Origin of the sequence: Vibrio breoganii, assembly GCF_001677275.1 — a bacterium.
GTDB classification, from domain to species: Bacteria; Pseudomonadota; Gammaproteobacteria; order Enterobacterales; family Vibrionaceae; genus Vibrio; species Vibrio breoganii.
On record NZ_CP016177.1, the window covers coordinates 1,749,886 to 1,763,575 of the forward strand.

11 protein-coding genes are annotated in these 13,690 nt (G+C 45.7%); 3 read left to right on the plus strand and 8 right to left on the minus strand.

The genetic code is table 11. The features are described from left to right. Window positions 1-3: 3 nt before the first annotated feature. The 5 genes from cydA to aspS all read right to left on the minus strand — a co-directional run bounded on the left by cydA (window position 4) and on the right by aspS (window position 6,556). Complete coding sequence (cydA, locus tag A6E01_RS08070; protein ID WP_017027643.1) at window positions 4-1,593, minus strand: cytochrome ubiquinol oxidase subunit I; 1,590 nt, start codon at window positions 1,591-1,593, stop codon at window positions 4-6. Window positions 1,594-1,935: 342 nt separating this feature from the next. Next, window positions 1,936-2,946 carry a Holliday junction branch migration DNA helicase RuvB gene (gene ruvB, locus A6E01_RS08075; protein WP_017027644.1) on the minus strand — a complete coding sequence of 337 codons (1,011 nt, stop codon included), beginning with the start codon at window positions 2,944-2,946 and terminating at the stop codon, window positions 1,936-1,938. A gap of 3 nt (window positions 2,947-2,949) precedes the next feature. Continuing rightward, window positions 2,950-3,564: a Holliday junction branch migration protein RuvA gene (ruvA, locus tag A6E01_RS08080; RefSeq protein ID WP_017027645.1), complete on the minus strand. Its 615-nt coding sequence runs from the start codon at window positions 3,562-3,564 to the stop codon at window positions 2,950-2,952. Window positions 3,565-4,187: 623 nt separating this feature from the next. Continuing rightward, complete coding sequence (ruvC, locus tag A6E01_RS08085) at window positions 4,188-4,709, minus strand: crossover junction endodeoxyribonuclease RuvC (protein ID WP_017027646.1); 522 nt, start codon at window positions 4,707-4,709, stop codon at window positions 4,188-4,190. Between the two features lie 71 nt (window positions 4,710-4,780). Further along, window positions 4,781-6,556: an aspartate--tRNA ligase gene (gene aspS / locus A6E01_RS08090; protein WP_017027647.1), complete on the minus strand. Its 1,776-nt coding sequence runs from the start codon at window positions 6,554-6,556 to the stop codon at window positions 4,781-4,783. 267 nt (window positions 6,557-6,823) lie between these two features. Here aspS and cmoA point away from each other — a divergent pair, with 267 nt between their 5' ends. Both cmoA and A6E01_RS08100 read left to right on the plus strand, forming a co-directional pair. Continuing rightward, window positions 6,824-7,549, plus strand: coding sequence for a carboxy-S-adenosyl-L-methionine synthase CmoA (cmoA, locus tag A6E01_RS08095; protein WP_017027648.1), 726 nt, complete (start codon window positions 6,824-6,826; stop codon window positions 7,547-7,549). Window positions 7,550-7,610: 61 nt separating this feature from the next. Then, window positions 7,611-8,606 carry a ligand-gated ion channel gene (locus tag A6E01_RS08100; protein ID WP_017027649.1) on the plus strand — a complete coding sequence of 332 codons (996 nt, stop codon included), beginning with the start codon at window positions 7,611-7,613 and terminating at the stop codon, window positions 8,604-8,606. A gap of 432 nt (window positions 8,607-9,038) precedes the next feature. Here A6E01_RS08100 and torA read toward each other — a convergent pair whose 3' ends face one another. From torA to torE, 3 genes are read right to left on the minus strand one after another with little or no spacing between them, the layout of a single operon-like run. Then, window positions 9,039-11,504, minus strand: coding sequence for a trimethylamine-N-oxide reductase TorA (gene torA / locus A6E01_RS08105; RefSeq protein WP_065210035.1), 2,466 nt, complete (start codon window positions 11,502-11,504; stop codon window positions 9,039-9,041). Between the two features lie 19 nt (window positions 11,505-11,523). Continuing rightward, complete coding sequence (torC, locus tag A6E01_RS08110; RefSeq protein WP_026026095.1) at window positions 11,524-12,708, minus strand: pentaheme c-type cytochrome TorC; 1,185 nt, start codon at window positions 12,706-12,708, stop codon at window positions 11,524-11,526. 42 nt (window positions 12,709-12,750) lie between these two features. Then, window positions 12,751-12,927, minus strand: coding sequence for a trimethylamine N-oxide reductase system protein TorE (gene torE, locus A6E01_RS08115; protein ID WP_017027652.1), 177 nt, complete (start codon window positions 12,925-12,927; stop codon window positions 12,751-12,753). 529 nt (window positions 12,928-13,456) lie between these two features. Here torE and A6E01_RS08120 point away from each other — a divergent pair. Beyond that, complete coding sequence (locus tag A6E01_RS08120; RefSeq protein ID WP_017027653.1) at window positions 13,457-13,690, plus strand: TIGR02647 family protein; 234 nt, start codon at window positions 13,457-13,459, stop codon at window positions 13,688-13,690.

Below are 13,690 nucleotides of genomic sequence, written 5' to 3' on the forward strand. Positions count from 1 at the left end.
TTATTATGCTTCAACTTGACGACCGATTTTCGCTTTCGCTTCATCGTCGTTGTCTTGTTCAAAGTGGTAGCGACCTGTTTTCAGGCTGCTCGGTCCTTTACGTGCAAATTTCACCATCAAGTAAACTTCTGCAATCAAGAACACAGTGTAAAGAGCCAAAATAGCGGCCAGTGATGCCCATAGTTGACCCATGGTCAATGCAGAGGCAGCAACATGGGTTGGAAGTATTTCACCTACCGCCCATGGCTGACGACCAAACTCGGCAACGAACCAACCTGCTTCAATCGCAATCCACGGAAGCGGAATGCTGAACAGCGCAGCTTTCAGTAACCAAGGTTTTTGTTCGATCTTCTGACGACAGGTCTGGTAGAACGCCATACCAAAGACAAACAGCATGATGAAACCACACGCAACCATGATGCGGAACGACCAGAATAGAGGCCAAACCGTAGGGATTGAATCATCAGCCGCCGCTTGGATTTGTGTTTCTGTTGCGTCTACTACGTTGTCGGTGTAACGCTTAAGCAGCAAACCATAACCCAAGTCGTCTTTCACCTCATCAAAGGCTGCCATGTTCGCGTCAGATTTGTCACCTGCGCGCAGCTTTTCAAGAAGGTCATAAGCGAACATACCGTTGCGGATGCGATCGACGTGCTCTTCACGAAGGTCGCGAAGGCCTGTCACTTGCTTATCAACTGAACGTGTTGCGATGATACCCATGACATAAGGGATCTTAATCGCGTAGTCGGTTTCCATTGTCTCTTGATTTGGAATACCAAATGCGGTGAAGGCTGCAGGTGCTGGCTCGGTATGCCATTCAGCTTCAATAGCGGCAAGCTTCACTTTCTGTACGTCACCAAGCTCATAGCCTGACTCATCGCCAAGAACGATTACAGATAGAATGGCTGCCATACCAAAAGAGGCGGCAATAGCAAATGAACGACGAGCAAAAGCAACATCACGTCCCTTCAATAGATAGTAGGAACTGATACCAAGAACGAACATTGCGCCAGTGGTATAACCGGATGCTACGGTGTGAACGAATTTCACCTGAGCAACTGGGTTAAACACTACTTCAGAGAAGCTCACCATCTCCATTCGCATGGTTTCAAAGTTGAACTCCGCGCCCACTGGGTGTTGCATCCAGCCGTTTGCGATAAGAATCCACAGTGCAGAGAAGTTTGAGCCCAATGCAACTAGCCAAGTTACCGCCAAGTGCTGACGCTTAGACAGTCTGTCCCAACCAAAGAAGAATAAACCAACAAACGTGGATTCTAAGAAGAAGGCTACCAAGGCTTCAATGGCAAGAGGAGCACCAAAGATATCGCCTACATAGTGAGAATAGTAAGACCAGTTTGTTCCGAACTGGAACTCCATGGTAAGGCCTGTAGCGACACCTAGAGCAAAGTTAATACCGAATAACTTACCCCAGAACTTGGTCATATCTTTATAAATCTGCTTGCCTGTCATCACGTAAACGGATTCCATAATCGCAAGCAAGAAAGCAAGACCTAAAGTTAATGGTACAAACAGGAAGTGGTACATTGCTGTCAACGCGAATTGCAATCGCGACAGATCAACGACATCTATCATAAGAACTCCTTGGGTGTCTTCCTAGACACTGGTTCAACCTAAAGCACAAAGTTAAAAATTAACAGGAGCTGTTAAATAACTGTATCAATCATTAATTCCCTGAAAACTAACGGTTAAACAGTTGTTAGGCATCCTCTAATATATCTGTGGGTTATATTATCGGTTTAGTTTGTTGGTTTCAAAGGCTTTATTTCAGAAAGTTTCCTTGATTTGAATCAAGAATAATGAATTGAGATGGGTGACTTATTGTGCAGTAAGAGGTTGATATGTGACCAAGGTTAAGAGTTTGGTAGGGTTATTGTCGGACAAATAAAAGGGGCATTACACCCCTATAACGATTCATCAATCTTTTAGATCAAATCCAAAATGTAAGTAGGCACGGTCTGTAACAATTCGACCTCGAGGGGTTCTTTGTAGATAACCCTGCTGAATCAAATACGGCTCTAATACATCTTCAATGGTATCTTTTTCTTCACCGATGGCAGCGGCCATATTATCGAGCCCAACAGGACCACCATTAAACTTCTCAATAATGGCCAGCAATAATTTGCGGTCCATGTAATCAAAGCCAAGGCTATCGACGTCTAACATGTCCAAGGCTTTGTCTGCGATACCCGAATCGATATGTCCATCACCCTTAACTTCGGCATAATCTCGTACACGCCTCAGTAAACGGTTAGCGATACGCGGAGTACCACGAGCACGCCTTGCAACTTCAAGAGCACCCTCTTCTTCCATCGACAAATTCAAGCAATCGGCACTGCGTTGAACAATGTGCTGCAGATCTTCAATCTTGTAGTATTCAAGACGCTGAGTAATACCGAATCGATCGCGCAGTGGCGAGGTTAACGAACCTGCTCGTGTGGTTGCGCCAATCAAGGTGAAGGGCGGAAGATCAATCTTGATAGAACGTGCCGCTGGGCCCTCACCTATCATGATGTCTAACTGATAATCTTCCATCGCAGGATAGAGAACCTCTTCGACCATAGGGCTCAAACGGTGTATTTCATCAATAAACAACACATCGTTTTCTTCTAGATTAGTTAGAAGCGCCGCCAGATCACCGGCTTTTTCTAACACAGGGCCTGAAGTGGTGCGGATGTTAACGCCCATCTCATTGGCCACAATGTTAGCAAGCGTGGTTTTACCCAAGCCAGGAGGTCCGAAGATAAGCAGGTGATCCAAAGCTTCATTGCGCATTTGAGCCGCTTTGATGAAAATCTCCATCTGACCACGCACGTGGTCTTGGCCTCGATAATCTTCAAGCTTTTTAGGGCGAATGGCGCGATCTATCGCTTCTTCGTCTCTAAAGGTAGGATTTTCCGGTGCAATGAGTCGGTCAGCTTCAATCATCTATTATACCATCGCTCGCAGAGCTTCTTTGATCAGGGATTCGCTGGTCATATCAGGCTTGGCAATCTGAGAAATCGCTTTGGATGCCAATTGCGGTTTGTAACCCAATGCCAGTAGTGCACTCACTGCTTCATCAATGGCGCTTTCGTCGCTAGACAGACCTTTATCCATTGGCGCAGCGTCAGTGGCCGGCGTAAATAGGTCGCCCGCACCCCAGCCTTTAAGACGGTCTTTCATTTCTACGACCAAACGCTCGGCTGTTTTCTTACCCACACCCGGCAGTTTAACCAGAGTAGAGATATCTTCGTTCTCAACACAGCTAACAAACTGTCCCGCCGTCATACCCGATAAGATACCCAAGCCCAGTTTAGGGCCCACGCCATTGGCTTTAATCACTTCACGGAATAGAGCACGCTCATTCACGCTGTTGAAACCATACAAAAGCTGCGCGTCTTCTCGGACCACGAAGTGAGTATAAATAATCGCTTCTTGGCCAATTTCCGGCAGCTCATAAAAACAGCTCATCGGCATCTGTACTTCATAGCCAATCCCACCCACTTCAATTAAAAGTTCTGGGGGCTGTTTTTCGATAAGGGTTCCACGTAAGCGTCCAATCACTGTCTATTTCCAATCACTGTTTACAATGTTATTGATGATAATAAATAACTGGACGGATAGCCAGTATTACGAACAGCGATCAGTTGTATGAAAGCTGCGAGCCATGAGCTACTAGCTGCAAGAAGTGTTGTACTCGCATAGCACCCGCTCTTGATTTTCATCTTCATCTTGAAGCTTGTAGCTAGCAACTAGCAGCTATATAAAAACGTCATTCTCGGGCTAGTTAGCGGGGAACGCTAAACCTTTAGGTCCCCGATAAAAGCACTCGGGGACGACGGGGATAGATCGAGCTTCGAGCTGCCAGCTACTAGCCGCAAGAAAAGTTATTTCTGCATTGTAACCGCTGTTACTCTTGAAGCTTGTAGCTGGCAACTAGAAGTTATAAAAACGTCATTCCCGCATGTCTTTAGCGGGAATCAGGGAACGCAATGACTTTCAGATTGCCGATAAAAGACCTCGGCAATGACGGAGGTAGATCAAGCTTCGAGCTTCGAGCTTCGAGCTTCAAGCTTCAAGCTTCTAGCTACTAGCTACTAGCTACTAGTTGGAAAGTAGCATGATTACTACGCTGTACCTGCTCTTAATCTTGAAGCTTGAAGCTTGCAGCTGACAGCTAATAACTTTTACCGATACCTTCCACGCCTAGCCGAGGTCGCTTTCCCCGCCAATGCCACCAGCGTTTTGTTGGTGTTGGCGTGGCATATTGCGACGCCTAATGCATCGGCGGCGTCGGCCTGTGGTTTGGCTGGAAGTTTCAGCATTTGTTGAACCATGTGCTGCACTTGGGCTTTGTCAGCACCACCATTACCTACTACCGCTTGTTTGATCAGTCTCGCGGCATACTCATGGACTTCTAGGTCAGCATTTACTGCAGCAACAATGGCACTGCCCCTCGCCTGTCCTAGCTTTAAGGCAGAGTCGGCGTTTTTCGACATGAAGACTTGTTCGATAGCAAACACGTCTGGCTGAAACTGAGTGATGATTTCGCTCACCCCTGCATAGATTTGCTTTAGCCTACCCGGCAGTTCTTTTTCCGACATGCGGATACAGCCACTGCCAAGGTAATATAAATGCCTGCCGTTTTGACGAATAACCCCATACCCGGTAATTCTAGAGCCTGGGTCTATTCCTAAAATAATCGTCATTGATGTTTTCTATCCCTAAAACAAAAACTCCCGCGATATAAGCGGGAGTTTAGACTAGTTAGACGCGAATGTTATTCGCTTTCTTTTTTCGCAATCTTCACTGCAATAGAAAGCTCTTCTAGCGCTGCTGGGTTTGCAAGGCTAGGTGCGTCTGTCAGTAGACAAGATGCATTGGTCGTTTTCGGGAATGCAATCACGTCACGGATGTTCTCTGTGCCACACAGCAGCATCACAAGACGGTCAAGACCGAATGCTAGGCCTGCGTGTGGAGGCGTGCCATACTTAAGGGCTTCTAGTAGGAAACCAAACTTAAGTTGTTGCTCTTGTGCATCAATGCCTAGGATGTCAAACACTGCTGCTTGCATCTCTGCATTGTGAATACGTACAGAACCACCGCCCACTTCGTAGCCGTTGATAACCATGTCGTATGCATTAGAGTTTGCAGCCGCAGGGTTCGCTTTTAGCTCTTCTGCTGTTACGCCAAGAGGAGAAGTGAATGGGTGGTGCATTGCGTGCAGGTTGCCTTCACCGTCTTCTTCAAACATTGGGAAATCAACAACCCAAAGAGGTTTCCATGCGGCTAGGTCTGTTAGCTCTAGATCAGTACCGACTTTAAGACGCAGTGCGCCCATCGCTTCTGAAACAACGTTCGCTTTATCAGCACCAAATAGGATGATATCGCCACTCTCAGCGCCAGTGCGCTCAAGAATACCGTTGATCACTTCCTCATTTAGGAATTTAGCCACTGGAGATTGGATACCTTCCATGCCTGCAGCACGGTCGTTCACCTTCATCCATGCCAAGCCTTTCGCACCGTAGATACCAACGAACTCAGCGTAGCCATCGATTTGCTTACGAGTCAGCTTAGCGCCACCTGGTACTCGAAGTACTGCTACACGACCTTTCTCGTCGTTTGCAGGGCCAGCGAATACCTTGAATTCAACATCTTTAAGAATGTCAGCAACATCAACAAGCTCAAGTGGGTTACGTAGATCTGGCTTATCAGAACCAAAGCGACGAATAGCTTCAGCAAATGGCATTACTGGGAATTCACCAAGGTCAACGTTCAGTAGCTCTTGCCACATGTCGTGAACCATTTTCTCTGTGGTTGCACGCACTTGGTCTGCAGACATGAATGAGGTTTCAATATCAATCTGAGTAAATTCAGGTTGACGGTCCGCACGCAAATCTTCATCACGGAAACACTTAACGATTTGGTAGTAACGATCAAAGCCAGACATCATCAGCAGCTGTTTGAACAACTGAGGAGACTGTGGAAGCGCATAGAAGTTGCCTTTGTGAACACGGCTTGGTACCAAGTAATCACGTGCACCTTCTGGCGTTGCTTTAGTCAGAACAGGTGTTTCGATATCTAGGAAGTCGTTGTCATCCAGGAAACGACGCACAAAGCTTGACGCTTTAGCACGCAGCTTAATACGGTCACTCATCTCAGGGCGACGTAGATCGATGTAACGATACTTAAGACGCTGCTCTTCAGAGTTGTTTTGGTTGAAATCCAGTGGCAACACGTCTGAACGGTTGATGATTTCTAGGCCTTTAGCGATGATTTCAACTTCACCGGTCGCCATGTCTTTGTTTACTTGGCTGTCAGGACGAACGCGAACTTCACCGGTTAGCTTAATGCAGAATTCGTTACGTAATTCGTTTGCTACAGCAGTAGCTTCTGCCATATCTGGGTCAACAACTACTTGAACGATACCTTCACGATCTCGCATATCGATAAAAATAAGGCCGCCTAGATCACGGCGACGGTTTACCCAACCGCAAAGTTCTACAGTTTGTCCTGCTAGGGACTTGTTCAGTTGACCACAATAATGGCTACGCATATTGAATTTCCCGACTCTTTTCTAATAACTAATAAGTTTCTATCGAGACAATAAGATCTCGACGCAATTAACCGATATTTATACTCGGAAATAGCCCTAAAATCGACAGGCAAAGCAACTTTTTCTGCATGAAAGGTGGGCTTTGCTCTGTTTTTGAGCAAACAAAGGCAAAAACAACAAGCTTTAACGCAATTGAGCTAGATTAATGACAGCTCGGTACCTTTTCTCTAAACTTACGCTTGTTATTACTTACACACCAAGATCCCGATGAGCACAGATAAGATTTTTTCCGCTCCAATCGAAAAGATTGGCGACTTTACCTTCGATGAACGCGTAGCAGAAGTGTTCCCAGATATGATTCAGCGTTCTGTACCTGGATACAGCAATATCATATCGGCGATTGGCATGTTAGCTGAGCGTTTTGCCACAGAAGGGTCAAATCTCTATGACCTTGGCTGCTCTCTTGGCGCCGCTACCTTATCTATGCGTCGTAACATCACCACAGATAACTGCAATATCATCGCAGTAGATAACTCTTCGGCAATGGTGGAGCGCTGTAAGCTACACATCAATGCCTATAAAGCTAAAACTCCGGTTGATGTTCGCGAAGCTGATATCCGCGAAATTGTCATTGAAAATGCCTCTGTAGTGGTTTTGAACTTCACACTGCAGTTTTTATCTCCAGATGACCGTCAGGCGCTGCTTGAAAAGATCTATAAAGGCTTGCTGCCGGGCGGCATCTTAATCCTTTCTGAGAAGTTCATCTTTGAGGATCAAACCTCCCATGAGCTGCTGATCGATTTACATCACGATTTTAAACGCGCCAATGGATACAGCGAGCTGGAAATTAGCCAGAAACGCAGTGCTATTGAGAACGTAATGCTTCCTGACAAGATTGAGACTCACAAGCAGAGATTTGCTGACATTGGCTTTAGCAGCAGTGAGGTTTGGTTCCAGTGCTTTAACTTTGGCTCCATGTTCGCTATTAAGTAAATCCGACGTTACACGGTAATCGCTCTATAATTTGAAGATCAAGTTGATGGAGCGACTGCCGATGCGAACGATTGGAATTTTTATATTAGCGCTATTTTGTATAGTTCCTACTACCCTCGCCTCAAAGGGCTTACCGCCCGGTGATCTGCCCCTAAAAATAAACACTGCGCTATTTGTTGCTGACGTAGATGGTATTGATACCTCGTCACAAAGTTTTGATATTCGCCTTTTTTATCGCTTAAGTTGGCTAGACAGCCGCGAAGCTCACCCCGGCCCAGAGCCCATTACAAAAGACTTAGATGAGGTTTGGCACCCTCAGTTTCAGATCGTCAGTCAGCAAAAGATCTTCTTTCACAATAAAGACAGCGTCACTATTACCCCTGAGGGTCAAGTATCCTTCTTGGTGGCCAGCTGGGGCAGTTATTCGCAAGCCATGCGCCTAAACCGTTTCCCTTTTGATATACAAGATTTCAATTTCCATCTGGTTGCCCCTGGATACAATCCAACTGAAATTGAGATGATTGATATTGAAGAGTTCTCAGGGATCGCTAGCAGCTTGTCCCTTGCGGACTGGCGTATTCTGGACTGGTTTGCTGAAACAAAAGCCTATCGCCCTTATCAAAATGACACCATCAATGTCGCGGGCATCAATTATGGCTTTGTTGCAGAACGACTCAGCAGTTATTACATCCTGAAAATGATCCTACCCTTAGCTTTGATTGTGGCCATGTCTTGGGCAGTGTTTTGGATGGATCCACTCAATGTCGCCAGTAACGTAGGTATTGCGATAACCTCAATGTTAACCTTGATAGCTTATCGTTTTTCAGCGGACACCATCTTGCCTCGTCTGCCTTATTTAACCAGCTTAGATTATTTCATCTTGGCATCGACTATTTTGGTGTTCGCCAGTCTGCTGCAATGCATTGCAACGTCTGCCTTAGCCAAGGAAGGCAAGTTAGCGCTAGCCCACAGGTTAGATATCATTTCTAGAATTACCTTCCCTGCTCTATTCGGGATTGTCGCACTTGAAACCTTAGTCTTTAGGTTCTTTGTTTAATATCTGTATATGATTGCGGGTGCATCCAAACTATATGCCTAAAATATGCACAAACACACATATGCAAAAATCTAAAATTCGTTGCATTTTGAAAATGCAATTTGCAAAACAAGTTAAATTTTTAAGTTTAATCCTTATATAACAAAGGTTTAATAAATAATTTTAAAAGTTGGCACGCATAGTGCATTAGTGACAGTGATCCTTTTAAGCCAAGGATCACCTAGCCAACTGACGTTGTTAGTGAACGTAGTTTTTTGTTCACAAGAATACAAGCCGATCGCACGTTTTTTCGTGGTCGGCTTTTTTTTTGCCCGCAGTTTGGCCTCGTATCAATCACGCTAGTACCAACATACCAAGTCAGTGTTCAGAATCATCAGATACAAAAAAACCACCGAGTGTCATCGGTGGTTTTCGTTTCAATCATAAAAGAGGTTAAGAAACCTCTAGTGGTCCCCCAAAGGCGGTAACCGGTGGTACCTCACCCTTGAATTTCTCAATATTCACCAAACAGGTATTGGCGGATGTTGCTTGTGCCAGCTCTGATGATGGGATGTCTTGAGTTAGGGTATTGGGATCGCCATAGGTATCTATTGCGCCTATTTTCTCATTGAGAGGTCCGTACCACGCGCCCTCTTCAATTCGAATCACACCTTCAGGGTAGTGATCACTCACTACCGCGCCGGCAACAAGCTGTCCGCGATCGTTAAATACGCGAATCAAATCCCCATCTTTAATGCCTTTTGCTTTGGCATCTTTAGGGTTTAGATAACACGGCTCGCGTCCCTGAACGGCATAAGTTGCTCGGAACTCTTCAGATTCACACATTTGTGAGTGAAGACGTTTATCTGGGTGACAAGACTGTAGCCAGAACGGATGTTTATCTGAACCAGGCCCACCATGAGAGCGCTCTGATTTCTCAAACCACATTGGGTGCTCTTGGCAGTGCTCATAACCGTAACGTCCGATAGTACGGCTGGTGATCTCGATAAAGCCAGATGGAGTACCTAGGGCACTGATCTCTGGATCTTCACGGAAATCTGCGTGACGCGTCCAAGGTTGACCCTTGCCAAAGTCTAGGAAGCCTTTCTCCCAGAATTCTTCAAATTCAGGCAGGTTAAACTTAGGGTTAGATGCCTTACAGCCATCGTATAGGCTCTTCACCCATTCCATTTCAGACATGCCGCGAGTGTAGTCTTTTTCACGTCCCCAGCGAGCGGTAAGCTCAGTCATGATGTCAAAGTCAGTTTTAGACTGGAACAGCGGGTCGACTAGCTTATGCATCGCCACCAGACCGCGACCTGAGTATGCGCCATAGCCATCAATATCGTTACGCTCAAACTGAGTACACGCTGGCAAAACGATATCTGAGAAACGGCACGTAGCAGTCCAAGCAAAATCGATAGTCACCATGGTTTGAAGGTTTTTGAACGCCTTCTTCATGTTGTTGCGATCTTGGTGATGATGCCAAGGGTTGTTGCCACTGATCACCATCATTTTGTAGGCAGGAAGGGTGACTTCACTGCCATTCGCCTGAATTTTCTTACCCGGCTCTAGGAGACAATCAATCCAACGAGCCACAGGAATAACGCTGCTGTAGCCGTTGTAGTCCTTGTTAGTGTACTTAGGCTCTTGACCGGTATCGATATTCAGCGGATATGAACCTGGCGCACCGAAGCCTGTAGAGGAGACGCCGATACCAGAGTAATGGTGACCATAAGAGACACCACCGCCCGGCAAGCCAATTTGCCCAATCATAGAGGCGAGTACAGCACCCATCCAGTACGGCTGCTCACCGTGCTCTTGACGCTGTATACACCAACCAAACAAGATCTGAGTGCGACCACTCACTAGCATGCGCGCAAATTCACGAATCTTATCCGCTGGAACGCCACAGATTTCCGCAGCCCATTCCGGCGTTTTTTCTACCTTATCTTTGGTTTCACCCATCATATAAGGAACGAATTCTTTGAAGCCAAGACAGTACAGCTCGATAAATTTCTTATCGTACAGATCTTCTGTATACAGGGTATGCGCCATGCCTAGCATGAAGGCCACGTCAGTTTGTGGATTCACATACAAGTGATCATTGCCAAGGTATTGCTGTGTATTGTTCTTAACCGGATCCACTGAGATCACATTGATCTCTTTCTTAGCGACTTTCTCTTTCAGTTGCTCAAGATACTCAAACGACTCATGAGTTTCACACGTCCAACCTACCTGAAGGTTCTTAACCGGGTCGTTTGCCCAGATAATGATGTTGTCACTGTTCTCTAGGATAAGCTCCCAAGACGTACCTTGCGCGTACACCTCGGTAGAGCCCAGCACATATGGCAATATGGTTTGACCGGCACCGGTAGAGTAATCCCCTACCTTCTTCACTGAGTAACCGTGCAAGCCGATAGCGCGCTGCATATGGTTATTACAGCTGTGCATTTGGCCGGTTTGACGCCAGCCTGTTTGCCCCGCATGCAGTGCCCAAGGACCGTAGTCTTTTTGAACACGCTCAAGCTCTCGATAGAAGAGATCAAGCGCCTCATCCCAAGTAACACGAACAAAGCGGTTGTTACCACGGGTATCTGTGGCGTACTTGTGCTTCTTCAACCAATCCAAACGAACCATAGGGTAGCGGATACGTGATGGGCTGTAGATAATCCCCTTGATGCCGTTCAGCATCTCGGTGGGGTATTTATCCACTTCTAACGGTTTTATCTCTTGAACCTTACCGGCCCACACTCGAGCGCGAAACGCGCCCCAGTGAGAACCCGAAGTCTTCCACACACCTTCTGTTTCTGAAGCGGCGCTAGCTGAGCTTGATACTAATAAGCTTGGCCCGATCACCGATGCTGCAGCGCCTGATGCACCTAAACCTTTCAGAAAGCTTCTTCTTGATAATGACATTATTTCTCTCCGTCCAGAATTAGTGATGCTCATCTGAGAAGTCAGATGAATGTTTCTGTAGGTATTTCAATACCAAGGCTTCACTATCAGTATCTAGGTTTACGAATGCTGACATACCATTGAACATGCCCGGCCATGCATTGGCACTGAAGTGTGCGGGTGCAGGCTGTGTATGACAGGTTGAGCAGTTTACGGTATATGACTCACCCGCACGCTCCCAAATTGGATCGTAACTTTCTATTAGTGCTTCTGGTTTCATCCAAACTGTTGCGATAACTCGGCTCCATGGCAAACCGGTTAGCTCATCTTCTTTCTCTTCAAAGCTTTGCACGATAGCATCGCTTTGTGCCGCTTCTTTAAGTAGAGAGCCCACCGCGATATTCATACCAAAGTCTTCTTGAATCACTCGCCCAAAGCCTTTGTCTTTACGCCAGCCACTAATTTCAACTTGTAGCGCTTTGTCAGTGACTTGAAGAACCTTAATTTGCGACGCTGGGTTCAATAGACCGGCTTCAACAGAAAGGTCTTTGTCTTCGTATAAAGGAAGGTGACGAACAGACACATAAGAGGAGTCTTTAGAGTAAGAGGTTGAATGTGCAATCTGTTCTAGCTCACCGACCATACCACCTGAGGTATCCATATTTTCAGGCAGTTTGTGAGCAATACCTTTGTGACAATCCAAACAGCTTTGGTCTCGCTCAGCCGCTTGCTTCATTTGAATTCGAGCCGTTGGAGACATCAACTCGTAATCCATTGATTCGTAATTGTGACAGTTTTTACATTCCAAAGACTTGTTGGCTGAAAAACGGTCCCACTCATGACGAGCCAGTTCAAAGCGACGCGCTTCAAATTTTTCTGGGGTATCTAAGTCCCCAAAGATCTGCGCATACACTTCTTTAGACGCTTGTATCTTACGCGCTATCTTAGCGGTCCACTCGTGAGGAACGTGACAATCTGGGCAGGTTGCACGAACTCCCGAATGGTTTTTCCAGTGAACCGTTGTTTGAAGCTCTTCGTATACGTTATCACGCATGGTGTGACAGCTTATACAAAACTCCTCTGTGTTGGTGGCTTCTAGTGCGGTATTAAATCCGCCCCAAAAGATAACCCCGGCCAAAAAGCCGCCTAGGGTGAGTACGCCTAAACTTATGTGTTTAGCAGGGCGCCCCATCGTTTTCCATAGTTTAACGATTAGTGACTTCATCTTACTCTCGCTCTTAAATCAGTTTTCTTAGTTGCATCTTGCTTAACCATGAATGCCAGGTGGGCCCCATACAAAAACTTGAAGCATCCAGACCACAAAACCGTACCCGCCTACTAACACCACACTTAGAACCGGGAACAGAACGACTGCGATGAAAAGAAAGGCTTTCCACTCAAGTGAGCTTTTCTCTTCTTCTTGGATATTATTCATATCACTCATACACACTGCCTTGATTGTTGTTATTCATTCACCACAGCAATGCCGCGGCGAGCCAATACTAAAAATTTAGACCATATCCTTGATCTATCCAGTTGTTGCGATTGATATTTCCTATCAACAAGAGTTATTCACAGCTTGAATAAGCAACAGGATCAATAATCAAATTTTTAAAGCGCGCAATTTGACGCAACTTAAATTGAAAGTAAATGTAAATAACTAATTTAATTTACTTTACTCTGCTGTTTGATGCTTTTTTGCACATCGCTCTTTTTTGATTTCTAGAGCGGTTATCCACAATAATTGTGGATAAAAAATGTAAAGTCTTGTCCGGTCTGGGCTGACAGAGAGTCAATGTTAAATTTGACTTTTTTTACGCGACAATGACAAATCTTTTAAATTTCCTTCAGAAACCCCTTTAGTGATGAACAATTGAGCGGGCGTAGGATATAGATAACGTTTTTTACTGTTTGTTGTTGATTCACTGCTGTTCCAGTCCTACTGTGGAAGAAAGTATCAAAAAGGAATAAGCATGAAATTCAACCAACTATTGACCGATGAACTAAATCTACTTCTTCAATTCGATTTAAGCAGTGCTGCAACCGGTATCAAAGTACACAGCGACGCAGAAGAACATGTGCAACTGGCAGTCAAAAGACTTTTCGATAAGGGTTTATGCACTCTAAATGATGGTGGTTATCTAACGGATGAAGGCATCGAAATCGCAGAGCACGCCGAAAAAGTATTGAGAGCACTTAGTCACTAA